This is a genomic window from Streptomyces sp. BYX5S, assembly GCF_054724165.1.
The window spans coordinates 6,757,341-6,780,261 of sequence record NZ_CM138829.1 but is presented as its reverse complement, the minus strand read 5'-3'; the positions used below and the strand labels follow the sequence as shown (position 1 = coordinate 6,780,261).

Annotated in this window: 17 protein-coding genes; 11 read left to right on the top strand and 6 right to left on the bottom strand. The window is 72.3% G+C overall.

The window, feature by feature from the left end:
* Positions 1-93 precede the first annotated feature (93 nt).
* On the bottom strand, positions 94-1,311 hold the full coding sequence (locus tag ACYBSK_RS30505) for a S8 family peptidase (protein WP_457480462.1): 1,218 nt from the start codon (positions 1,309-1,311) through the stop codon (positions 94-96).
* Positions 1,312-1,539: 228 nt separating this feature from the next.
* Between ACYBSK_RS30505 and ACYBSK_RS30500 the strand changes: the two genes are divergently transcribed.
* From ACYBSK_RS30500 to glgP, 3 genes are all read left to right on the top strand, one after another.
* Complete coding sequence (locus ACYBSK_RS30500; RefSeq protein WP_460244048.1) at positions 1,540-2,112, top strand: maltokinase N-terminal cap-like domain-containing protein; 573 nt, start codon at positions 1,540-1,542, stop codon at positions 2,110-2,112.
* 140 nt (positions 2,113-2,252) lie between these two features.
* Positions 2,253-2,723, top strand: coding sequence for a hypothetical protein (locus tag ACYBSK_RS30495; RefSeq protein WP_457480460.1), 471 nt, complete (start codon positions 2,253-2,255; stop codon positions 2,721-2,723).
* A 145-nt stretch (positions 2,724-2,868) separates the two neighbouring features.
* Positions 2,869-5,487, top strand: coding sequence for an alpha-glucan family phosphorylase (glgP, locus tag ACYBSK_RS30490; RefSeq protein ID WP_457480459.1), 2,619 nt, complete (start codon positions 2,869-2,871; stop codon positions 5,485-5,487).
* Between the two features lie 54 nt (positions 5,488-5,541).
* Here the strand turns inward: glgP and ACYBSK_RS30485 are convergent, their stop codons facing one another.
* The 4 genes from ACYBSK_RS30485 to ACYBSK_RS30470 form a co-directional block, all read right to left on the bottom strand.
* Positions 5,542-7,107 (bottom strand): M4 family metallopeptidase, encoded by a 1,566-nt coding sequence (locus ACYBSK_RS30485; protein ID WP_460244047.1) that lies wholly within the window; start codon positions 7,105-7,107, stop codon positions 5,542-5,544.
* Positions 7,108-7,337: 230 nt separating this feature from the next.
* Entirely contained in the window at positions 7,338-9,413 is a 2,076-nt protein-coding gene (locus ACYBSK_RS30480) for a M4 family metallopeptidase (protein WP_460244046.1), read from the bottom strand.
* 578 nt (positions 9,414-9,991) lie between these two features.
* Positions 9,992-11,869 (bottom strand): ABC transporter ATP-binding protein, encoded by a 1,878-nt coding sequence (locus ACYBSK_RS30475; protein ID WP_460244045.1) that lies wholly within the window; start codon positions 11,867-11,869, stop codon positions 9,992-9,994.
* Positions 11,866-13,800, bottom strand: a complete 1,935-nt coding sequence (locus ACYBSK_RS30470; protein WP_460244044.1) for an ABC transporter ATP-binding protein — start codon at positions 13,798-13,800, stop codon at positions 11,866-11,868. The genes ACYBSK_RS30475 and ACYBSK_RS30470 overlap by 4 nt, the downstream gene beginning before the upstream one ends.
* Positions 13,801-13,969: 169 nt before the next feature.
* Between ACYBSK_RS30470 and ACYBSK_RS30465 the strand changes: the two genes are divergently transcribed.
* From ACYBSK_RS30465 to ACYBSK_RS30435, 7 genes are all read left to right on the top strand, one after another.
* Positions 13,970-14,890: an ABC transporter ATP-binding protein gene (locus ACYBSK_RS30465; protein WP_457480454.1), complete on the top strand. Its 921-nt coding sequence runs from the start codon at positions 13,970-13,972 to the stop codon at positions 14,888-14,890.
* Positions 14,887-15,678, top strand: a complete 792-nt coding sequence (locus ACYBSK_RS30460) for an ABC transporter permease (RefSeq protein ID WP_460244043.1) — start codon at positions 14,887-14,889, stop codon at positions 15,676-15,678. The genes ACYBSK_RS30465 and ACYBSK_RS30460 overlap by 4 nt, the downstream gene beginning before the upstream one ends.
* 35 nt (positions 15,679-15,713) lie before the next feature.
* Positions 15,714-17,087, top strand: a complete 1,374-nt coding sequence (locus ACYBSK_RS30455; protein ID WP_460244042.1) for a sensor histidine kinase — start codon at positions 15,714-15,716, stop codon at positions 17,085-17,087.
* Positions 17,077-17,721, top strand: coding sequence for a response regulator (locus ACYBSK_RS30450; protein WP_457480451.1), 645 nt, complete (start codon positions 17,077-17,079; stop codon positions 17,719-17,721). The genes ACYBSK_RS30455 and ACYBSK_RS30450 overlap by 11 nt, the downstream gene beginning before the upstream one ends.
* Before the next feature lie 64 nt (positions 17,722-17,785).
* Positions 17,786-17,881: a hypothetical protein gene (locus ACYBSK_RS30445; protein ID WP_460244041.1), complete on the top strand. Its 96-nt coding sequence runs from the start codon at positions 17,786-17,788 to the stop codon at positions 17,879-17,881.
* Positions 17,882-17,915: 34 nt separating this feature from the next.
* The gene (locus ACYBSK_RS30440) at positions 17,916-18,788 is read left to right on the top strand and encodes an AraC family transcriptional regulator (RefSeq protein ID WP_460244040.1); all 873 of its coding nucleotides are present in this window, start codon (positions 17,916-17,918) and stop codon (positions 18,786-18,788) included.
* Positions 18,785-19,216 (top strand): VOC family protein, encoded by a 432-nt coding sequence (locus ACYBSK_RS30435; protein WP_460244039.1) that lies wholly within the window; start codon positions 18,785-18,787, stop codon positions 19,214-19,216. Before ACYBSK_RS30440 ends, ACYBSK_RS30435 begins: the two co-directional genes overlap by 4 nt.
* Positions 19,217-19,243: 27 nt before the next feature.
* On the opposite strand, the gene glgX is transcribed toward ACYBSK_RS30435, so the two are convergent.
* On the bottom strand, positions 19,244-21,526 hold the full coding sequence (gene glgX / locus ACYBSK_RS30430) for a glycogen debranching protein GlgX (RefSeq protein WP_460244038.1): 2,283 nt from the start codon (positions 21,524-21,526) through the stop codon (positions 19,244-19,246).
* A gap of 143 nt (positions 21,527-21,669) precedes the next feature.
* Between glgX and ACYBSK_RS30425 the strand changes: the two genes are divergently transcribed.
* A complete protein-coding gene (locus tag ACYBSK_RS30425; RefSeq protein WP_460244037.1) occupies positions 21,670-22,890 on the top strand; it encodes a L,D-transpeptidase in 1,221 nt (406 codons plus the stop codon).
* The last annotated feature ends 31 nt before the right edge of the window (positions 22,891-22,921 follow it).

The following is a 22,921-nucleotide window of genomic DNA, read 5'->3' as shown; positions in this document are numbered from 1 at the left end:
GTACCAACTACTCGTCACTACTCGCGCGTAAGGGAACACATAGGACCGGTCCCGCCGAAATCGACGGGACCGGGTCATGAACTCTCCTTCGTCCTAGGGGTTGTCGACCTGGAGCAGTTTGTTCGGTGAGCCGAGGCCCGCGCCCGTCACCTTGCCGGTCGCGGCCCGCTCGGTGAGCGCCTTGCTCACCTCGGCGGGCGAGGCCCCCGCGTGGTCCGCGAGGTACAGTGCGGCCGCGCCCGCGACGTGCGGCGAGGCCATGGACGTACCGGAGAAGGTGGCCTTCCCCGAATCGCTCGCGTAGGAGGCGGACGTGATGTCCACTCCAGGGGCGAACAGGTCTATTCGAGTACCCCAGTTCGAGAATTTCGCACGTGCGTCCTTCTTGTCGCTCGCGCCGACCGTGATCGCTTCCTTCACACGGGCGGGGGAGTACAGCTCGGCGGGCATGCCGTCGTTGCCCGCGGCGATGGTGTAGGTGACGCCGGAGGCGATGGAGTTGCGTACGGCGGCGTCGAGTTGGGCGTTCGCGAAGCCGCCGAGGCTCAAGTTGGCCACGGCCGGTTTCTGCGCGTGCTTGGTCACCCAGTCGATACCGGCGAGGACCTGCGCCGTGGTGCCGGAGCCCTCGTCGTCGAGGACCCGTACGGCGACCACGTCGGCCTGCTTGGCGACGCCGTACGTCTCGCCCGCGACGGTCGCCGCGACGTGCGTGCCGTGCCCGTTGCCGTCCTGTGCCACGGAGTCGTTGTCGACGAAGTCCCAGCCGCTGGTGGCCCGTCCGCCGAAGTCGCGGTGGGTGGCGCGGACACCGGTGTCGATGACGTAGACGTGTGTTCCGCTGCCCGCCGACTCGGGCCAGGTGTACGACTTGTCGAGCGGCAGATCGGTCTGGTCGATGCGGTCCAGGCCCCACGACGGCGGGTTGCTCTGCGTGTGCTCCATGGTGACCTGGGTGTCCTGGACGACGGATGCGACGTCGCCGTCGGCCGCGAGCCGCCTGGCCTGCCCCTCGCCGAGCGTCACCGCGTAGCCGTTCAGCGCCTTGCTGTAGGTGTGGCGTATTTTCGCCCCGTACTTCTCCGCGAGATCCTTGCCCGCGGTGGACGGGGCCCTCGTGTCCCCCTTCAGTGTCACGATGTAGCTGCCCGCTATGGAGCCGGGTTCCCCGGCGCCGGATATCCGTCCCTGAGCGGGGGCGGCGTCCGCGGGCAGTGTGATGGCCGAAAGCACCGCGACCGTGGCGGCCGCGGTGAGCCCGCCGGCCCAGCGCGTCCGTCGCTTCCGCGTCACTCGCACGGTCCCTGCCATGGATGAGTTCCCCTCCTCAACTCGGCGCGGTGTCACGCCAGTTGGCAGCCTCTCGTGCGGTGTGAAGCGCCACAAGGAGGTACGAGGTGGCGGAATCGGCCATATCGGTCGTGGCGGTCCTGGGCGTGAGTTGCGGCGTTTTTCGGTCGTCCGCGTGCGGAGGCCGGACCTCCGGGCGCGGCGCGCACCGGTCTGGCGCCGCGCACGGCCGCGGCCGATGATGAGGCCGTGTCGATCATTCACCGCACCACACTCACGCCCACCAAGCTCGAACTGCTCGCCGAGTGGCTGCCGCGGCAGCCCTGGTACCGGGGCGACGGCGCCCCGGAGCTGGCGAAGGCCGGCGGATTCCGTCTCGACGACCCGGCCGGGGACGTCGGCCTGGAGTTCATGGCCGCGACGGACACGTCGGGCCCCGAGCCGGTCACCTACCACGTCCCGATGGCCTACCGCGGAGCCCCGCTGGAGGGTGCCCCGGACGACGCGCTCATCGGCACCACCGAGCACGGCGTGCTCGGCAAGCGCTGGGTGTACGACGGGGCCCAGGACCCCGTCCTCCTCGCCCAGCTCACCGCACTGCTGAAGGGCGAGGTGCCCGCGCACGCGCAGAGCATCGACGGCGCCCTCGACCCGGCCGTGCACGCCCGGCTCACCGGCGACGCCGCCCGACCCGAGATCGTGCGCGTCCTGGAGGCGGGGGCGAAGGCGCCGGACGGGGCGGTCGGCGAGGTCTCCGCCGAGTGGCTCGCGGAGGACGAGCGGCGGGTCCGTGGGGTTTTCGTAGTGGTTCGGGGCGACTGAGGACCTCTGGGCGCCGCGTGCCTCTGGGTGATCATGAAATCTGACATCGTGGGACGGCCGCCGACGACCCGCGGCGGCATCTTCCCGTACCGACGTCCGAACGGTTTGGATGTGGTTTTTTGATCTGGGGGACAACACGCATGACAGCGACCCGACGTCCGCGACGGCTTGCACGCATCCTCACGGGGGCCGCCCTCGCGGTGGGCGCGCTCGTCGGCGCGGCCGCCGCACCGGCCGCCGCCCATGACCCCAACCCCGAGGCAGCCGTCACCTATCAGGACACCGGCGGCGGCGTCGGCGTCCGTGTGGCGCTGACCCAGGGCCCCGAATTCCTCGGCGAGGTCCGCTTCGACCCGGCCCGGCAGCAACTGCGGATCCTGGACGCCACGAACGACGGCGACACGTTCTACGTGCACGTCTCCTCCACCCGGGGCGGTGTCACCCACAACCTGGGCACCTACTCCGCGCCCGGCAGCGAGGCCCCCGTGGACTCCGTCGTGAAGGACTTCGACGTTCCCCGGGGCACGCCCCTGGACATCGAGGTGTACGACGACGCCGCGCTCACCGACTACATCGGCGGGGCGCGCGGCACCGGAGCGGCGATCGCGTAGCACGCGCCCGGGGCCTGTCGTTCGGATCAGGCCCTGGCAGCGCGCCGCGGGCCACGCGCAGGAGGCGCCGTGGCCCGCGGCCCGTTGTGGCGGCTACCGTCGGGGACACGACAGGCGTACTCCGCGCGACCGCAGAGGTGAGCACGTGAAGGCCATCCGTCGATTCACCGTCCGCCCCGTCCTGCCCGAACCCCTCGCCCCGCTGCACGACTTGGCGCGCAACCTGCGCTGGTCCTGGCACGCGGGAACCCGTGATCTGTTCGCCGCCGCCGACCCCGAGCGCTGGGCCGGGTCCGGCGGCGACCCGCTGCGACTCCTCGGCAGCGTCCCGCCCGAGCGGCTCGCCGCGCTCGCGTCCGACGAGGACTTCCTCGCGAGACTCAGCGAGGTCGCCGACGATCTGCGCGGCTATCTGCACGACGACCGCTGGTACCAGGACCAGGGCGGGCGCACCCGGCTCCCCGCCGCCCTCGCCTACTTCTCGCCGGAGTTCGGCATCACCGCCGCGCTGCCGCAGTACTCCGGCGGCCTCGGCATCCTCGCCGGCGACCACCTCAAGGCCGCGAGCGACCTCGGAGCGCCGCTGATCGGCGTAGGACTGCTGTACCGGCACGGCTACTTCCGGCAGTCCCTGTCGCGGGACGGCTGGCAGCAGGAGACGTACCCCGTCACCGACCCCAACGAGCTGCCGCTGGCCCTGCTGCGGGAGCCCGACGGCACACCCGTGCACCTCGCGCTCGCCCTGCCCGGCGGGCGGCGGCTGCTCGCACGGGTGTGGCAGGCGCAGGTGGGCCGGGTGCCGCTGCTGCTGCTCGACTCGGACGTCGAGGAGAACGACGTCCACGAACGCGACGTGACCGACCGGCTCTACGGCGGCGGCAGCGAGCACCGGCTGCTCCAGGAGATGCTGCTCGGCATCGGCGGGGTGCGTGCCGTACGCGCGTACTGCCGGCTCACCGGGCATCCGGCGCCCGAGGTCTTCCACACCAACGAGGGGCACGCCGGTTTCCTCGGCGTCGAGCGGATCGCCGAACTCGCCGAGCAGGGACTCGACTTCGACGCGGCCCTGGAGTCCGTGCGGGCCGGAGCCGTGTTCACCACCCACACCCCCGTCCCCGCCGGCATCGACCGCTTCGACCGGGAGCTCGTCGCCCGCCACTTCGGCGCCGAGGCCGAGCTGCCGGGGCTCGACGTGCAGCGCATCCTCGGCCTCGGCATGGAGACGTACGCGGGCGGGGACCCCAACGTCTTCAACATGGCCGTGATGGGCCTGCGGCTCGCCCAGCGCGCCAACGGCGTGTCCACGCTGCACGGCTCCGTCAGCCGCGACATGTTCGCCGGGCTGTGGCCCGGCTTCGACGTCGAGGAGGTGCCGATCGCCTCCGTGACCAACGGGGTGCACGCGCCGACCTGGGTCGCCCCCGAGGTGTACCGGCTCGGCGCCCGGCAGATCGGGGAGCGGCGCACCGAGGACGCCCTCTCGGTCGGCGGCTCGGACCGCTGGGACGCCGTCGGCGAGATCCCCGACCGGGACATCTGGGAGCTGCGCGGCGAGCTGCGCCGCCAGCTCGTCGACGAGGTGCGCGGGCGGCTCGCCGCGTCCTGGCGTCAGCGCGGCGCGGGCGCCGCCGAACTCGGCTGGGTCGACGGCGTCCTCGACCCGAACGTCCTGACCATCGGCTTCGCGCGCCGCGTCCCCTCGTACAAGCGGCTGACCCTCATGCTGCGCGATCCGGACCGGCTGATGCGGCTGCTGCTCGACGAGGAGCGGCCGGTGCAGATCGTCGTCGCGGGCAAGGCGCACCCGGCCGACGACGGCGGCAAACGGCTCGTGCAGGAACTGGTGCGGTTCACCGACGACCCGCGCGTGCGGCACCGCATCGTCTTCCTGCCCGACTACGGCATGGCGATGGCGCAGAAGCTGTACCCCGGCTGCGACATCTGGCTCAACAATCCGCTGCGCCCGCTGGAGGCCTGCGGCACGTCCGGCATGAAGGCCGCGCTCAACGGCTGTCTCAACCTGTCGGTCCTGGACGGCTGGTGGGACGAATGGTTCGAGCCCGACTTCGGCTGGGCGATCCCCACGGCCGACGGCACGGCCACCGACGAGCACCGCCGCGACGACCTGGAGGCGGCGGCGCTGTACGAGCTCCTGGAGGACCGGGTGGCGCCCCGCTTCTACGAGCGGGGCCCTGAAGGGCTGCCCGACCGCTGGATCGAGATGGTCCGCCAGACCCTCACCCACCTCGGCCCGAAACTCCTCGCGGGGCGCATGGTCCGCGAGTACGTGGACCAGCTGTACGCCCCCGCCGCCGAGGCCGCGCGGGCGCTCACCCCGGACGCCGCGCGGGACCTCGCCGCGTGGAAGGCGCGGGTGCGGGCCGCCTGGCCGGGCGTCACCGTCGACCACGTGGAGGCCTCGGCGGGCGGCGCCGAACTGGGCGCCACGCTCGGCCTCCATGTCCGCGTCGCCCTCGGCGCGCTGGGCCCGGACGACGTCGAGGTGCAGGCCGTCGCCGGCCGCGTCGACACCGAGGACCGGATCACCGAACCGACGACGGTCCCGCTGAAACCGGTCGGCGGGCCCGACGGCGAGGGGCGCTGGGCGTACGAGGGACCGCTCGCCCTGGACCGCAGCGGGCCCTACGGGTACACGGTGCGGGTGCTGCCCGCGCATCCGCTGCTCGCCTCGGTCGCGGAGACGGGGCTCGTGGTGGTGCCGACGGAGGCGACGGGGGAGGGGGCCGGGGTGCTGATGCGGTGAGCGCGCGGCCGGGGCGGACACCGCGTGCCCGCCCCGACCGCCCTGCCGTGAGGACTACTTGACGTTCACGGCCGACCAGGCGGCGGCGACCGCCTTGTACTCGGCGGAGTCCGCGCCGTACAGGTCGGACGCCGCGCTGAGCGTGCCGGTGCGGGCCTGCGCGTAGTTCGTGCTCGACGTGAAGTACGTCGTCAGGGACTTGAACCAGATCTTCTCGGCCTTGTCCCGGCCGATGCCGGTGACGGTGGAGCCGTCCGAGGTCGGCGAGTCGTAGTCGACGCCGTTGATCGTCTTCTTTCCGCTGCCCTCGCTGAGCAGGTAGAAGAAGTGGTTGGCGATGCCGGACGAGTAGTGGACGTCCACGTTCCCGGCGCCGGACTTCCAGGCGTCGAGGGAGTTGCCGTCCTTGCTGGGCTTGTCCATGTAGCGCAGCGGCGAGCCGTCGCCGTTGATGTCGATCTTCTCGCCGATGAGGTAGTCGCCGACGTCCTCGGAGTTGTTCGCGTAGAACTCCACCGAGGTCCCGAAGATGTCGGAGGTCGCCTCGTTCAGGCCGCCGGACTCGCCGCTGTACGTGAGGTTGGCGGTGGCCGAGGTGACGCCGTGGCTCATCTCGTGCGCGGCCACGTCGATCGAGGTGAGCGGCTTGGCGTTGCCCTCGCCGTCGCCGTACGTCATGCAGAAGCAGCTGTCGTCCCAGAACGCGTTGACGTACGCGTCGCCGTAGTGGACCCGCGAGTAGGCGCCCTTGCCGTCGCCGTTGATGCCGCTGCGGCCGTGCACCGACTTGTAGTAGTCCCAGGTCACCTGGGCGCCGTAGGCCGCGTCGACACCGGCGGTCGCGGCGTCGTTGGTCGTGCCGTCGCCCCACGTGTCGTCGGCGTCGGTGAACAGCGTGCCCTTGCCGGACGAGCCGTGCTTCAGGTCGTACGTGGAGTGCCCGCCGCGCGTCGCGTCCGTGAGCGAGAACGAGGAGCCGGAGCCGCTCGTCCCGATCTCGACGCTGCCGCTGTACTGGGACTCGCCGGTGCCGGTCCTGATCTCGTCGTACGCGAAGATCTTCTTGCCGGTGGCCGCGTCCGTGACGACGTGCAGGCGGCTGGGCGTGCCGTCCTTCTTCGTGGACGTGACGACCTTCTCGTAGGCGAGTCTCGGCGTGCCGGAGGCGGCCCAGACGACCTTGCGGGCGCCGGACGGGGCGGCCTTGAGGGAGGCGCCGGAGGTCGCCACGTCGATCGGCTTCGAGGTGGCGCGGGTGACGCCCTCGCGCTTGCCCGCCTTCGTCTCGTGGACGACGAGGTCGCCGCCGAGGACGGGGAGGCCGTCGTAGGTGCGCTCGTAGCGGGTGTGGGTCGTTCCGTCGCGGTCCTTGACCACGTCGCGGACGACGAGCTTCTCCTTGGCGCCGAGCTTCAACTCGGCGGCCGTTTGCGCCGTTTCGGCGCTCGCGTCCTTGATCAGGCCGGCGCGGGCCGAGGCGCTGAGAGCCAGTGGGGTGGCTCCCGGGGCGGACGGCTGGGCGGCGGCGCCGGTCGTGGTGAGGGCGCCGGTGAGCAGGGCGCTCGCGGCGACGGCGGTGGCGATGGACAGGGTGGTGCGCCTGGATATGTGGGGGGTCACGAAGAAAGCTCCTTGTGTGATGTGGGGGGGTGAGCTTTGCCGTGCGGGTGGTGCGGGTGGTGCGGGACGACTGTGACAGTTGACAGCTGTACGTGTCATGTACGCGATCGGATGTTGGCCGGAATTCGTCCGTTGAGCGAAAAGTGACGCACGCAATGCGAACGCGAACGGGCGTGCCGCACCGGGGAGTCGAACCACCGGTGCGGCACGCCCTGTCTCGCGTTGCGGGCCTACGGGAACGTCAGCTTGAAGCTGTTGATGTAGCCCGTGTCCTGCTGTCCGAGGTCCTGGACCTTCAGCTTCCAGGTGCCGTTCGCGGTCTCGGCGGAGGCGTTGACCGTGTACGTGGTCTGGATGTTGGGCGTCGGGTCGTACGCGGAGCTGTGCAGCCGGTACGTCCTGCCGCTCGGGCCGACCAGGTCCACCTGGAGGTCACCGCTCCACGTGTGCACGATGTCGACGCCGACCTTCAGCGTGGACGGGGCCGCGCCGCTGACGCCGGAGACCGTGACGGACGAGGTGACGGCCGCGCCCGGGTAGTCGGGGATCGTCACGTTCGCGTCGTTGGTGAACGTCTTTCCGGTGCCCGGGTCGCCGCCGCCGGAGCGGGCGCCCACGGCGACCCCGGCCCACGCGTCCTGCACGGCCTTGTACTCGGCGGACGTCGTCCCGTACAGCTCACCGGCGACCGCGAGGGTGCCGGTGCGGGCGCCCGCGTAGTTCGTCGTCGACGTGAACTTCGTGGTCAGCGCCTTGAACCAGATCAGCGCCGCCTTGTCGCGGCCGATGCCGGTGACCGGGAGGCCGTCGGACGTCGGCGAGTTGTAGGTGACGCCGTTGATCGTCTTCGTGCCGCTGCCCTCGCTGAGCAGGTAGAAGAAGTGGTTCGCCGGGCCCGAGGAGTAGTGCACGTCGACCGAGCCGATGCCGGAGTACCAGGCGTCCTTGGACGCGCCGTCCTTGCTCGGCTTGTCCATGTAGCGCAGCGGGGTGCCGTTGCCGTTGATGTTGATCTTCTCGCCGATGAGGTAGTCGCCGACGTCGGAGGAGTTGTTGGCGTAGAACTCCACGGTGGCGCCGAAGATGTCGGACGTCGCCTCGTTCAGGCCGCCCGACTCGCCGGAGTAGTTGAGGCCGGCGGTGTTCGACGTGACGCCGTGCGTCATCTCGTGCGCGGCCACGTCGATCGACGTGAGCGGCTTGGTGTTGCCGCTGCCGTCGCCGTACGTCATGCAGAAGCAGCTGTCGTCCCAGAACGCGTTGACGTACGCGTTGCCGTAGTGGACCCGGCTGTACGCGCCGACGCCGTCACCGCGGATGCCGCTCCTGCCCTGCACGTTCTTGTAGTAGTCCCAGGTCAGCGCGGCGCCGTAGTGGGCGTCGGCGGCGGCCGTCTCGGCGTTGGACGCGGAGCCGTTGCCCCATACGTCGTCGGCGCCGGAGAAGAGGGTGCCCGTCCCGGACGTGCCGCGGTTGAGGTTGTACGTCTTGTGGCCGCCGCGGGCGGTGTCGTTCAGCGTGTACGAGGAGCCGGACTGCGCGGTGCCGAGGGTGACGGTGCCGCTGTACATGGTGTTGCCCGTGCCGGTCTCGATCGCCTGCCACTCGTGGAGCTTCTTGCCGGTGCTCGCGTCGGTGATGACGTGCAGCTCGTTCGGGGTGCCGTCGTGCTGCAGCCCGCCGACCACCGTCTCGTACGCGAGGGTGGGCTGCCCCTTCGTCGCGCCCTGGCCGAGCCAGACGACCTTGCGGGGGGCCTTGTCGGCCTCGGTCCGCTTCGAGCCGTCCGCCTTCGCGAGGGCGAGGGCCTGGGTCTCGGCCTTGGCGGGCCTCACCGAGGGTGTGGTGTCGACGTTCTTGAGTTCCGCCTTGGACGCCTTGGTGACGTCCTGCGTGGTTCCGGCCTTCGTGGCGTCGACGACCAGGTCGCCGCCGAGGACGGGGAGGCCGTCGTAGGTGCGCTCGTAGCGGGTGTGCGTCGTGCCGTCCTTGTCCTGGAGCACGTCCCGGACGACCAGCTTCTCGTTCTTGCCGAGGCCCAGGTCCTTCGCGGTGCCGGCCTTCGTCGCGTTCGCCTCGCGGAGCAGCTCGGCGCGTTTGGCGGGGGTGAGCTTCGCGGGGAGCGAGCCGGGGTCGGCGTCCGCGGCGGGCCGCGCGGTGCGGGGCGCGTCGTCCGCGTCCGCGGTGGCCGGGAGGGTCTGGAGGGTGACCGTCAGGAGGGCGGCCATGGTGCCGGCGGCGAGAGCGGTTGCCGTGGTCCGGCGGCGGGGCGAGCCGGGTCTGTGGGAGGTGGTGTTCTTGCGCAACGCGGAACTCCTTCTGCATGACCGCGGGTTGGCGGTCAGTGGGGAACGGGCGGAGGGTGTCCGACCGGGCAGAGCGCAGTGCGGAGTGGTGCGGTTGGGAGAGTGGCACCGTGGGGGGTCGGTTGTCAGGGGCCGGTCAACATGTTGGCCGGAAATCGTTCGTTGACCGGTGGGTGGCGTTCGTTTCCCGGTGACGTGGTTGCGCCCACGGGGCTCCGCCCCGGACCCCGCTCCTCAAGCGCCGGAGGGGCTGGAAAGATCGGGGCGCTGCCCCGGACCCCGCTCCTCAAGCGCCGGAGGGGCTGGAAAGGATCGGGGCTCTGCCCCGTGCCCCGCTCCTCAATCGCCGGAGGGGCTGAAAGATCGGGGCTCTGCCCCGGACCCCGCTCCTCAAGCGCCGGAGGGGCTGGAAAGCAAGCGCCGGAGGGGCTGGAGATGGAGACCGCCGCCGATGCGCCTGGTTGAGTCGGTCTATTGAGCCACTCCGGCGATTGAGGAGCGGGGTGCGGGGCGGAGCCCCGGTAGTTGGAGCCTCTGCGGCGATTGAGCAGCGGGGTGCGGGGCGGGGCCCCGAGGGGTTAGCCGGTGAGGCTGGTGCGCCAGGCTCGGTGGAGGGTGGCGAAGGTGCCGGTGGCGGCGATGAGCTGGGAGGGCGGGCCGTCCTCGGTGATGCGGCCGGACGCCATCACCAGCACCCGGTCCGCGATCTCCACCGTGGAGAGCCGATGGGCGATGACCACCGCCGTACGCCCGCGCAACACCGTACGCATGGCGCTCTGCACCGCCCGCTCCCCGGGAATGTCCAGCGAACTGGTCGCCTCGTCGAGGATGAGCACCGCGGGGTCCGCCAGCAACGCCCGCGCGAACGCGACCAGTTGACGCTGGCCCGCCGAGATCCGCCCACCCCGCTTGCGGACATCCGTGTCGTACCCGTCGGGCAGCGCCACGATGAAGTCGTGCGCGCCGATCGCCTTCGCGGCCTGCTCGATCTCCTCGCGGGACGCCTCCGGGCGGCCGATCGCGATGTTCTCGGCGACCGTGCCGGAGAACAGGAACGCCTCCTGGGTCACCATCACCACCCCTCGCCGCAGCTCCGCGTGGGACAGCTCGCGCAGGTCCACCCCGTCGAGCAGCACCTCACCGTGCGAGGGGTCGTAGAAGCGGGCCAGGAGCTTGGCCAGGGTCGACTTGCCCGCTCCCGTCGAGCCGACCACCGCCACCGTCTGGCCCGCCGGCAGCGTCAGGTCGAAGCGGGGCAGCACCTCGCCGCCCGTGCGGTAGCCGAACGAGACCGACCGGAACTCGACCTCGCGGCCCGGCTGTTCACTCGCCCGCTCCGGCAGCGGACGCGGCACGGCCGGTTCCGGTACCGAGGGCGTCTGCACCAGCAGGCCCGCGATCTTCTTGAGGGACGCCGCCGCGCTCTCGTACGCGTTGAGGAACATCGCGAGGCGGTCGATCGGGTCGTACAGCCGCCGGATGTAGAGCACCGCCGCCGCCAGCACGCCCAGTTCGAGCGTGCCGCCCGCCACCCGGTACGCGCCCCACAGCACCATGCCCGCCACCGCCGTGTTCGCGAGGAGCCGGGAGCCGACGACGTAGCGCGCCATCTCCAGCATCGCCGTGCCGTTGGACCGCTCGTGCCGGTGGTTGAGCTGCGCGAAGTGCTCGTCGTTCGCGCGCTCGCGGCGGAAGGCGCGCACGGGACGGATCCCGTTCATGGTCTCGACGAACTTCACGATGACCGCGGCGATCGCCGAGGAACGCTCCGCGTACGCCCGCGCCGCCCGCTTCCGGTACAGCCGGATCAGGACGTAGAGCGGGCCGAACGACAGGGCCGCCACCGCCCCGATGCCCAGGTCGAGCCAGAGCAGCATCGCCGTGATGTAGAGCGATCCCACGATGACGTTGACCAGCTCCTGGAGGCCCTCGCTGAGCAGTTCGCGCAGCGCCTCCACGTCCGTCGTGGCCCGCGAGATGACCCGCCCCGACGTGTACCGGTCGTGGAAGTCCACGCTCAGCGCCTGCGCATGCCGGAAGATGCGGCCGCGCAGGTCGAGCAGCACGTTCTGGCTCACGCGCGCCGAACACCGGATGTACGCGTACACGAACGCCGCCGACCCGGCCGCGCACAGCAGGAAGCCCGCGCCGACCGCTACCAGCGGCCCGTAGTCGTGCGCCCGGAAGGCGGGGACGGCGCTGTCGATGGCGTACGCGACGATCAGCGGCCCGGACTGCACGGCCGCCTGTTGCAGGAGCAGGGCGAGGACCGTGAGGGCCACCATGCGGCGGTGCGGCGCGAGCAGCGAGCGCAGCAGGCCGCCCGTCGCGCCGGCCGGGGTCGGCAGGTCGTCCTGGTCGAAGGGGTCGCCGGAGGAGCGCGGCGGTGCGTCGTCGGGGCGCTGGGCCTTCTCCTTCGGGCCCGTCCTGCCGTTCGGCTTCGCGGTCGTCGTCATGCGCGCTCCGTCTCCGTCACCGTCTCCGTACCCGTCTCCCCGGTGGGCCCGCCCGACATCAGGTGTCTGTACTCGGCGTTCGTACGCAGCAGTTCGTGGTGGGTGCCCACCGCCGTGATCCGGCCCCCGGACAGCAGCGCCACCCGGTCGGCGAGCAGCACCGTCGACGGCCGGTGCGCCACCACCAGCGCCGTGCTGTCGGTGAGCACCCGGCGCAGCGCCGCCTCCACCGCGGCCTCCGTGTGCACGTCGAGCGCGGACAGCGGGTCGTCGAGGATCAGGAAGCGGGGCGCGCCCACGACCGAGCGGGCCAGGGCGAGACGCTGGCGCTGGCCGCCGGACAGGCTCAGGCCCTGCTCGCCCACCTCCGTGTCGATGCCGTCCGGCAGGTGGCGCACGAAGTCGGCCTGCGCGACGGCGAGCGCCTGGTCCAGTCGTCCGGGCTCCGCGGGCCCGGAGGCGCCCATCAGGACGTTGTCCGCGACCGATGCCGAGAACAGGGTGGGCTCCTCGAACGCCACGGACACCAGCGCGCGGAGTTCGGCGTGCGGCATCGCCGTGATGTCGCGGCCGTCGAGTGTGATGCGGCCCGCCGTCGGGTCGTACAGCCGGGGCACCAGGGCGGTGAGGGTGGTCTTGCCGCTGCCGGTCGAGCCGACCAGGGCCATGGTTTCGCCCGAGCGGATGTGCAGGTCGATGTGGGTGAGGGTGGGGGTGGAGTGGGCGGGGGCGTCCGGGTAGCGGAAGGTGACGCCCTCGAACCGCAGGCCGTCGCGCTCGCGCGTGGTTGCGGACGCGGGGCTCCGCCCCGGACCCCGCTGCTCAAGCGCCGCAGGGGCTGAAAGATCGGGGCTCCGCCCCGGACCCCGCTCCTCAATCGCCGGAGGGGCTTGATTGGCCGGGCCGTGCTGGTTCAGCACCTGTCGTTCCGGGGGCGTGTCCATGACCTCGAAGTAGCGGCGCGTCGCCGTCGCCGCCTCCTGGCTCATCGCGAGGAGGAAGCCGATGGACTCGATGGGCCAGCGCAGGGCGAGTGCCGTGGAGAGGAAGGCGACCAGGGTGCCCGCCGACAGGGAACCGTCGGCGACCTGGACCGTGCCGAGCACCAGGGCCGCGCCCAGCGCGACCTCGGGCAGCAGGGTGATCGCCGCGAGGATCCCGGAGAGCAGCCGGGCCTTCGTCAGCTCGGTGCCCCGCACCGTGGCCGCCAGGTCGCGGAACGCCCGCGCCTGGCTGCGGTGCCGGCCGAAGCCCTTGATGATCCGGATGCCGAGGACCGACTCCTCGACGACCGTGGTCAGATCGCCGACCTGGTCCTGGGCGCGGCGCGAGGCCCGCGAGTAGCCCTCCTCGAACTTGTAGCAGAACGCGATCAGCGGCAGCGCCGGGGCGAGCAGCACCAGGCCGAGCCCCCAGTCCTGGACGATCAGCAGGGTGAGCCCGGCCAGGATCGTCACGCCGTTGACGATGAGGAACGTCAGCGGGAAGGCCAGGAACATCCGCAGCACCATCAGGTCCGTCGTGCCGCGCGACAGCAGCTGGCCCGACGCCCACCGGTCGTGGAAGGAGACCGGGAGGCGCTGGAGATGCCGGTACAGATCGGCCCGCAGCGCCGCCTCCACCCCCGCGAGCGGCCGCGCCACGAGCCATCTGCGCAGCCCGAACAGCAGCGCCTCCGCGATGCCGAGCCCGAGCAGCACCCCGGCGCCCAGCCACACCCCGCCCGGATCGCGCTCGGTCACCGGGCCGTCCACGATCCACTTCAGGACCAGCGGGAAGACCAGGGCCAGGCACGACGCGAGCACGGCCACGACGGCCGCGCCCGCCCACCGCGCCCGCACCGGACGCACGTACGGCCACAACCGCAACAGCGTCCGCACGGCGGAGAGTTGACCGGTCGTCTCTGTGGTGGCACGTGTAGTCGTCGGCATCAGGAGCGAGCCTACGGTTCGGCACTGACAACGCCCACCGAGTTTCGGCCCGGGGCCCGAGCGGCGGGCGCCGCCCCGGAGTCGTACCCTCCATCAACCGATCGGTTGATACGGGGTCGAGCGCGTCGGCCGATGCCCGGACCCGGCCCGCGCGGCGAGTCTTGATGCCATGACGACCACCACAGCACCGCTCATCGAGGTCACCGGGCTGCGCAAGACGTACGCCGGGCGGGCCGTCGTCGACGGGGTGTCCTTCAGCGTCGGCGAGGGCGAGATCTTCGGCATCCTCGGGCCGAACGGCGCGGGCAAGACCACCACCGTCGAGTGCGTCGAAGGGCTGCGCGCCGCCGACGAGGGGCGCGTGCGGGTCGCGGGTTTCGACCCCGTACGCGACCACGCCCGGGTCACCGGAATCCTCGGCGCGCAGCTCCAGGAGAGCGAGATCCAGCCGAAGCTGACCGTCCGCGAGGCCCTGGAGCTGTACTCCGCGTTCTACCCTGACCCGCTCGACTGGCGGCCGCTGGCAGAACGGCTGCGCCTCACCGACAAGCTCGGCACCCGGTTCGCCAAGCTCAGCGGCGGCCAGAAGCAGCGGCTGTTCATCGCGCTCGCCCTCGTCGGCAACCCGCGGGTCGTCGTCCTCGACGAGCTGACCACCGGGCTCGACCCGCGTTCGCGCCGCGACACCTGGGAGCTCATCGAGGAGGTGCGCGCGGGCGGCGTCACCGTCCTGCTCGTTACGCACTTCATGGAGGAGGCGCAGCGGCTCTGCGACCGGATCGCCGTGATCGACCAGGGCCGGGTCGCCGCGCTCGACACTCCGGCGGGGCTGATCAGCCGGGCCGCCGGGTCGACCGTCATCTCGTTCACGCCGTCCGCGCCGCTCGACGAGCGGGACCTCGCCGGGCTGCCCGCGGTCACCTCCGTGGATCACAAGGACGGCCGCGTGACCCTCACCGGCACCGACGACACCGTCACCGGGCTCCTCACACTGTTCGCCCGGCAGCACGTCACCGCCCACCAACTCCGGGTCTCCGACGCCACGTTGGACGACGCGTTCCTCGACCTCACGGGAGTCGGCCAGTCATGAGCACCGTCACCGCGCCCACCACCGCCGCCGCCGTCCCCGCCGAACGGGCAGCAGTCAACCGGGCCGTCCTCAAGGCCGAGTTCACGCTCTTCCGGCGCGAGGCGGGCAGCCTCGTCGGGATCCTGCTCTTCCCCGTCGCCCTGCTCCTGATCCTCGGCTCCATCCCGTCCTTCCGGGAGGCCGACGCCGGGCTCGGCGGCATCCGGCTCGTCGACGCCTACGTGCCCGTCACCGTGCTGCTCGGCATGATCGCGGGCGGCATCCAGTCGATGCCGCCGATCATCACCGGGTACCGCGAACGCGGCATCCTGCGCCGCATGTCGACGACGCCGGTGCGGCCGACGGCCGTCCTCGGCGCGCAGATGGGCATTCACGGCGTGGCGATCCTGGTCTCTGTCGCCATCTGTCTCGCCGTCGGCCGGATCGTCTTCGACGTGGCGCTGCCCCGGCAGGCCGCCGGCTATCTGCTCGCGCTCGTCCTGTCCGTCGTCGTCTCCCTCGCCCTCGGCGCGCTGATCGCCTCCCGGGCGCGTACGACGAAGATCTCCAACGCCATCGGCTCGGTCGTCTTCTTCCCCGCGATGTTCTGCGCGGGCGTGTGGCTGCCGGTGCAGGCGATGCCGGAAGCGCTGGCCCGCATCGTGGAGCTGACACCGTTCGGCGCCGCCGCGCAGGCCCTGAACCAGGCCGCGGCGGGCGACTGGCCGGCCTGGTCGCACCTGCTGGTGCTCGCCGTCTGGGCCGTGGGCCTGACCGGCGCGGCCGCGCGCTGGTTCCGCTGGGAATGACCGTGGAGGCGGGCGCGGTCGCGCAGACTGGGGACATGGACGAGCGGGATCAGGGGGGGCCGGGCCTCGGGCGCGGCGGCAACGGGCCGGCCGGCCCGGGGACCGCCGACGGCCGGGCGGCCCGGACCGGAGCCGACGACGACCTGGCGCGGCTCGACCCCGGCACCGCCGAGGTCGAACAGCGCTGGCGCGCCTTCCACCGGTTCTCCCCGTACGTCCTGCTCGCCGTCAGCACGGTGATGGGCGTGGCGAGCAACAGCGCCTTCGGCGTCGGCGCCGCGGGCTGGTGGACGATGGGCGGGCTCGTCGCGGGAGCCGTCGCCCTGGAAGCCGTCGCCCTGCGCATCGGGCTCGCCCGCCGGGCGCCCTCGGTGGTGGGGTCCGTCTACTACTGGGTGCGCTGGGCGCTCGCCTTCTGCCTCACGTGGCTCAACCCGCTGTTCGCGTTCTACGCGGCCATCGGCTACTTCGGCGCCGGCCGGTTCCTGCTGCCCCGCCTGGTCAAACCGGGCCTCGCCGCGTCCGCGCTGATCCTCGCCGGATCGCAGTCGGGCGGGCTCCCGCCGCGGAACGGCGCGCAGTGGGCCCTGTTCGGCGCGCTCCTCGCGGTCAATCTGGGCCTGGTGGCGGCCATGGTCCACCTCGACACGAAGGAGGGCGAGCGCTCCCTCGCCCAGATCGCCACCATCGCCGAGCTGCACCGCACCAACACGGCGCTCCAGGAAGCGCTCGACGAGAACGCCGCGCTGCACGCCCAACTCCTCGTCCAGGCACGGGAAGCGGGCGTCGCCGACGAGCGCCGACGGCTCGCCGCCGAGATCCACGACACCATCGCCCAGGGCCTCACCGGGATCATCGCCCAGCTCCAGGTCGTCGCGAACACGGACGACCGGGCCCTCGCCCGCGAGCACCTCGACCGAGCCGCGGGCCTCGCCCGGCACAGCCTCGGCGAGGCCCGCCGCTCCGTGCACAACCTGGCGCCCGCCGCCCTCGACGACGCGACGCTCGGCGAGGCCCTGAAGAAGACCGTCGCCGACTGGTCCGCCCGCACCGGCGTCCGCGCCGACTTCACCCTCACCGGCACTGCGGAGCCGCTCCACGAGGAGATCGAGGCGAGCCTGCTGCGGATCGCCGAGGAGGCCCTGTCCAACGCCGCCCGGCACGCGGCCGCCACCCGCGTCGGCGTCACCCTGTCCTTCATGGCGGGCGAGGTCACCCTCGACGTCCGCGACGACGGCCGCGGCTTCGACCCGATCGGCCTGCCCGCCCGCACCGGCAGCGGCGGCTTCGGCCTCGACGGGATGCGGGCCCGCGCGGAACGCCTCGCCGGCGGGGTCACGGTCGAGTCGGAGGAAGGAGGCGGCACGGCGATCTCCGCTCACGTACCGTTGGTGCGCCATGACCAGTGACCCCGTCATCACCCTCCTGATCGTCGACGACCACCCCGTCGTACGGGACGGTCTGCGCGGCATGTTCGAGTCGGCCCCCGGCTTCACGGTGCTGGGCGAGGCGGCGAACGGGGTGGAGGCCGTCGCCCGCGCCACCGCGCTCGACCCCGACGTGGTCCTGATGGACCTGCGCATGCCCGGCGGGGGCGGCGTCGACGCGATCCGCGAACTGGGCAGGCAGGGCGTACGGGCCCGCGTCCTGGTCCTCACCACGTACGACACGGACTCGGACACGCTGCCCGCCATCGAGGCGGGGGCGACGGGCTACCTCCTCAAGGACGCCCCGCGCGAGGAACTCTTCACCGCGGTACGCGCCGCCGCCGACGGCCGCACGGTCCTGTCCCCGGCGGTGGCGTCCCGCCTGGTCACGGCCGTGCGGACCCCCGCACCCGCCGTGGACGAGACCCTCTCGGCGCGCGAGCGCGAGGTCCTGGTCCTCGTCGCGAAGGGCACCTCGAACAAGGAGATCGCCCGCGAGCTGTTCATCAGCGAAGCCACGGTCAAGACCCACTTGACGCACGTGTACGGCAAGTTGGGCGTGAAGGACCGCGCGGCGGCGGTGGCGGTCGGGTACGACCGGGGGATTCTCGGCTGAGGTGTGGCTGCGGCCGGGGGTCCGGGGGTTGTCCCCCGGGGATTGCAGTATCAGTGAGGCGACGGTGAAGACCCACTTGACGCACGTGTACGGCAAGTTGGGCGTGAAGGACCGCGCGGCGGCGGTCGCGGTCGGGTACGACCGGGGGATTCTCGGCTAGCAGCACCCCGGGGCGCGTCCCCATACTGGAAGGTATGAGCACCGGCTCCCAGGAGTTCGTGCGCGCGACGCCACGGCCCGGCGGGCCGATCGTCTCGGCGGTCGGCTACCGCACGCGGGGTCTGCCTCCCGCGCTCCACCGCGGCCTGCCCTCCCCGTACCTCACGGTGATCTTCACCCTCGACGAGCCGGTCGTCGGCGGTCACACCCCGGAGCAGGCCACGGGCCCCGACGCGGTCCGCACGGACATCGTCGTCGGCGGCCTGCACCAGAGCCCCGCGTTCATCGCGCAGTCCGGCACCGAGGCCGGCATCCAGCTCGCGGTGCACCCGCTGGCCGCCCGCGCGCTGCTCGGGGCTTCGGCGGCCGAGCTCGCGGGACCCGTGGCGATCGAGGGCACCGACGTCCTCGGCCGGTCCGCCGCCCTCGTACGGGAGGAGCTGGTGGGCCTGGACGGCTGGCGCGCCCGTTTCGACCGTCTCGCCGACTACCTGGCGCGAGCGGCGGACGACGACCCGCTCGTTGGCGTACGCCCCGAGGTCGCCGAGGCCTGGACGTGGCTCGCCCGCCACCGCGGCGCCGGCACCCTGCGCGGTCTCGCCGCCCACGTCGCCCTCAGCGAGCGCCGCCTCACCACGCTCTTCCGCGCCGAGACGGGCCTCGGCCCGAAACAGGCGGCCCGCCTGATGCGCTTCCAGCACGCGAAGGCCGCCGTGGTCCGCGCCGTGGCGGCCGGCGCCCCACCCGACCTGTCCCGCGTCGCCGCCGAGCACGGCTACTGCGACCACTCCCACCTGGTCCGCGACTTCCGCCAGTACACGGGCCTGAGCCCGACGGGCTGGATCGCCGAGGAGTGCCGAAACATCCAAGCCGGGGGCCACGCCAACGGCGAAGAATCGACGCCATGAACACCACACAGAGCACCCCGCAGACCCCGCGCGAGCCCGCCGTCTGGCCGACCCTCTCGGCCAACGACGCGCCCGCCCTCATCGACTTCCTCGTCGACACCGTCGGCTTCCTGCGCACCGCCGTCTACGAGGACGGCGGCCTCGTCGCCCACGCCCAGCTCGACTGGCCCGAGGGCGGCGGCATCATGCTCGGCTCCCTCAAACCGGACGCCACCGATGCGGACTGGTGCCTCAGGCCGGGCACGTTCGGCGCCTACGTCGTCACGGACCAGGTCGACGAGCTGTACGCCCGCCTCGTCGACGCGGGCGTCAAGATCCTCCGCGAGATCGCCGACCAGCCCTACGGCAGCCGCGAATTCGCCATCACCGACCCCGAGGGCAACAAATGGTCCTTCGGCACGTACCGGGGCGAGCCCGCGCCCCGATAGGGGTGCGGGGAACCGCGCACACCCCAGCTACCCGGCCACGCGCAGCAGAAGTACCGACCGCGCCCCCACCTCCACCACCGCCCCGGCCTCGTGCACCACCCCCGGCGGGGCACCCTGCGCCTCCTCGCCGGTGTCCACCACCACCTCGTACGAACCGGCCCACGGCTCACCCGGCAGCACGAACGGCTCGGGCAGGGCTCCCGCGTGCAGGATCGCCAAGAAGCTCTCGTCCCGTACCGGCTCGCCGCGCGCGTCCCGTCCGGGGATGTCCCGCCCGGACAGGTACATCCCCACCGTGGCGGCGGGCGCGTACCAGTCGCCCTCCGTCATCTCGGTGCCGCGCGACGTGAACCACGCCAGGTCGCGCAGCCCGTCCGCGGAGGCCGCCCGGCCCGAGAAGAAGGCGCGGCGGCGCAGCACCGGGTGCGCGTGGCGGAGCGCGACGAGCCGTGACGCCAGTTCGAACAGCTGGCGGCACCCGGGGTCGTCGAGCAGTCCCCAGTCGACCCAGCTGATCTCGTTGTCCTGGCAGTACGCGTTGTTGTTGCCGCGCTGCGTGCGCCCGAACTCGTCGCCCGCGACCAGCATCGGCACCCCCGTCGACAGCAGCAGCGTCGTCAGCAGGTTGCGCAACTGCCGCCTGCGCAGGGCCCGGACGTCCTCGTCGTCGGTCTCGCCCTCCACGCCGCAGTTCCAGGCCCGGTTGTCGTGGGTGCCGTCCCGGTTGCCCTCGCCGTTCGCCTCGTTGTGCTTGCGCTCGTAGGAGACCAGGTCGCGCAGCGTGAAGCCGTCGTGCGCGGTGATGAAGTTGACCGAGGCGTACGGGCGGCGCCCGCCCCACGCGTACAGGTCGCTGGAGCCCGACAGCCGGTACCCCAGGTCCCGTACGTCCGGCAGCGCGCCGCGCCAGAAGTCCCGTACGGCGTCGCGGTAGCGGTCGTTCCACTCGGTCCACAGCGGCGGGAAGGCCCCCACCTGGTAGCCGCCCGAGCCCACGTCCCACGGCTCCGCGATCAGCTTCACCCGCCGCAGCACCGGGTCCTGCGCGATCACCGCGAGGAACGGCGACAGCATGTCGACGTCGTGCATCGAGCGGGCCAGCGCCGCCGCGAGGTCGAAGCGGAACCCGTCGACGCCCATCTCCGTGACCCAGTAGCGCAGCGAGTCCGTGATCAGGCGCAGCACGTGCGGCTGGACGACGTGCAGCGTGTTCCCGCAGCCCGTGTAGTCGGCGTAGCGCCGGGCGTCGTCCTGGAGGCGGTAGTAGCCGCGGTTGTCGATGCCTTTGAGCGAGAGCATCGGGCCCAGCTCGCCCGCCTCCGCCGTGTGGTTGTAGACCACGTCGAGGATGACCTCGATCCCGGCGTCGTGCAGCGCCCGCACCATCCGCTTGAACTCGCCGACCTGCTGCCCGCCCGTCCCGGAGGCCGCGTAGCCCGCGTGCGGGGCGAAGTAGCCGATGGAGTTGTAGCCCCAGTAGTTCTTCAGGCCGCGGCGCAGCAGATGGTCCTCGTGCGCGAACTGGTGCACCGGCAGCAGCTCCACCGCCGTCACCCCCAGCCGCACCAGGTGCTCGATGGCGGCGGGATGCGCGAGCCCCGCGTACGTCCCCCTCAACTCCCGCGGTATGCCGGGGTGTTGGCGGGTGAAGCCGCGTACGTGCAGCTCGTAGATGACCGAGTCCGCCCACGGCGTCTTCGGCCGCCGGTCGTCCACCCACTCGTCCCCGTCCGCGTCGTCGTGCACGACCACGCCCTTCGGGACGTACGGCGCCGAGTCCCGGTCGTCGCGCACCGTGTCCGCGACGTGCTGCTGGGGCCAGTCCCGTACGTGCCCGTAGACCTCCGGCGGCAGCCCGAACTCGCCGTCCACGGCCCGCGCGTACGGGTCGAGCAGCAGCTTCGCCGGGTTCCAGCGCGCCCCGGTCCACGGGTCCCAGCGGCCGTCCACCCGGAACCCGTACCGCTGCCCCGGCAGCACGCCCGGTACGAAGCCGTGCCAGATCTCGTGCGTCAACTCGGTGAGGGGTGCCCGGCGTTCGCGGCCCGCCTCGTCGAAGAGGCAGAGCTCGACGGCGTCCGCGCCGCCCGCCCACAGCGCGAAGTTGGTGCCCGCGACGCCGTCGGGGCCCACCCGGTAGCGGGCGCCGAGCGGCACGGGCGTGCCCGGCCACACCGGCTCCAGCGGCGCGGCGCGCTCCCGTTCGCGGACGTGTCCGGCGAAGGGGGCGGGCAGGGGTGGCCTGCCGTTGCCCGTCCTGCTCGTCCCCGGCGCGCTCTGAACTGCCTCCTGCTCGGGTGCGCTCGACACCTGTCAGCCTCCCGCGGCTCCACGACTGATGCGCTCCAGGGCGTGCGGCGTCCCGGTCGCTCCCCTGCGCCCTCCCCACTGTTCTGCCCAGAGCTTCGCTCGCACTCACGTTTCCCCAGCGGGGGGCACGTCGTTGGGCTGGCGTGAGAACAGCTGTGAGGCGTGCGCGGCACGCAGGGGCGACACTGGCCGCCGTACTGACATGGGCGGGACTGACCGGCGCGCTGGCCGGATGCGAGTCGGACACGACATTCGACAAGCCGCGCTCCGCGAAGGAACTGATCCGGGTCACACCCGACGACCGCACGAAGGGCGTACGGGAGCACCAGAAGCTCCAAGTGACCGTCCCCGAGGGCCGGTTGGAGTCCGTCAAGGTCGTCCGCGTCCAGGACGCCCAGGAGCAGACCGTCCCCGGCCGGCTGGAGCGGGACGCCAGGCGCTGGCGCCCCACCGGCCCCGGCGCGGACCGCCTCGCGCTCGCCGCGCAGTACAAGGTCGACGCGGTCGCCGTCGACGGCCACGGCCGCCGTGTCGCCCGGCACACCACGTTCACGACGTACGTCCCCGACAAGCGCTTCATCGGCTACGTCACGCCCGAGCACCGCGCCACCGTCGGCACCGGGATCATCGTGAAGGTCGCGTTCAACCGGGAGATCCGGGACCGGGCCGCCGTCGAGCGGGCGATCAGGGTGACCGCCCGGCCCGCCGTGCGGATCGCCCCGCACTGGTTCGGCCGGACCCGGCTCGACTTCCGCCCCGAGAAGTACTGGAAGCCCGGCACCAGGGTCACCGTCGACCTCGGCCTGCGCGACGTGCAGGCGGCGCCCGGTGTCTACGGCCTCCAGGACAAGGCGTTCACGTTCACGGTGGGCCGCAGTCAGGTCAGCGTGGTGGACGCGGCGGCCCACACGATGCGGGTGCGCAGGGACGGGAAGGTGGTGGACACCCTGCCGATCACCGCGGGGGCGCCGCGCTCGACGACGTACAACGGGAAGATGGTCGTCAGCGAGATGCTCGACGTCACCCGCATGGACAGCCGCACCGTCGGTTTCGGCGGCGAGTACGACATCCCCGACGTGCCGCACGCCATCCGCCTCACCGACTCCGGCACGTTCCTGCACGGCAACTACTGGTCGGGCGGCGTCTTCGGGAACAGCAACGTGAGCCACGGCTGCGTGGGCCTGCGCGACGTCAAGGGCGGCAGCTCGCAGACGCCCGCGGGCTGGTTCTACGACCGCACGCTCATCGGCGACGTGGTGGAGGTCAGGAACAGCGCCGACAAGACGGTCGCGGCCGACAACGGTCTGGGCGGCTGGAACATGAGCTGGGCACGCTGGAAGGCCGGGGGAGCGGCCGCGCGATAGCCGCGCGCCCCCTGGGTGACGAATCAGCCGA

Bases quoted from the DNA above. Each gene is read 5' to 3' on its own strand.
- ACYBSK_RS30450 (WP_457480451.1), top strand. From the start codon at position 17,077: ATGACCAGTGACCCCGTCATCACCCTCCTGATCGTCGACGACCACCCC.
- ACYBSK_RS30475 (WP_460244045.1), bottom strand. From the start codon at position 11,869: ATGACGACGACCGCGAAGCCGAACGGCAGGACGGGCCCGAAGGAGAAG.
- ACYBSK_RS30465 (WP_457480454.1), top strand. From the start codon at position 13,970: ATGACGACCACCACAGCACCGCTCATCGAGGTCACCGGGCTGCGCAAG.
- ACYBSK_RS30455 (WP_460244042.1), top strand. From the start codon at position 15,714: ATGGACGAGCGGGATCAGGGGGGGCCGGGCCTCGGGCGCGGCGGCAAC.
- ACYBSK_RS30460 (WP_460244043.1), top strand. From the start codon at position 14,887: ATGAGCACCGTCACCGCGCCCACCACCGCCGCCGCCGTCCCCGCCGAA.
- ACYBSK_RS30435 (WP_460244039.1), top strand. From the start codon at position 18,785: ATGAACACCACACAGAGCACCCCGCAGACCCCGCGCGAGCCCGCCGTC.
- ACYBSK_RS30440 (WP_460244040.1), top strand. From the start codon at position 17,916: ATGAGCACCGGCTCCCAGGAGTTCGTGCGCGCGACGCCACGGCCCGGC.
- ACYBSK_RS30495 (WP_457480460.1), top strand. From the start codon at position 2,253: ATGACAGCGACCCGACGTCCGCGACGGCTTGCACGCATCCTCACGGGG.
- ACYBSK_RS30470 (WP_460244044.1), bottom strand. From the start codon at position 13,800: ATGCCGACGACTACACGTGCCACCACAGAGACGACCGGTCAACTCTCC.
- ACYBSK_RS30505 (WP_457480462.1), bottom strand. From the start codon at position 1,311: ATGGCAGGGACCGTGCGAGTGACGCGGAAGCGACGGACGCGCTGGGCC.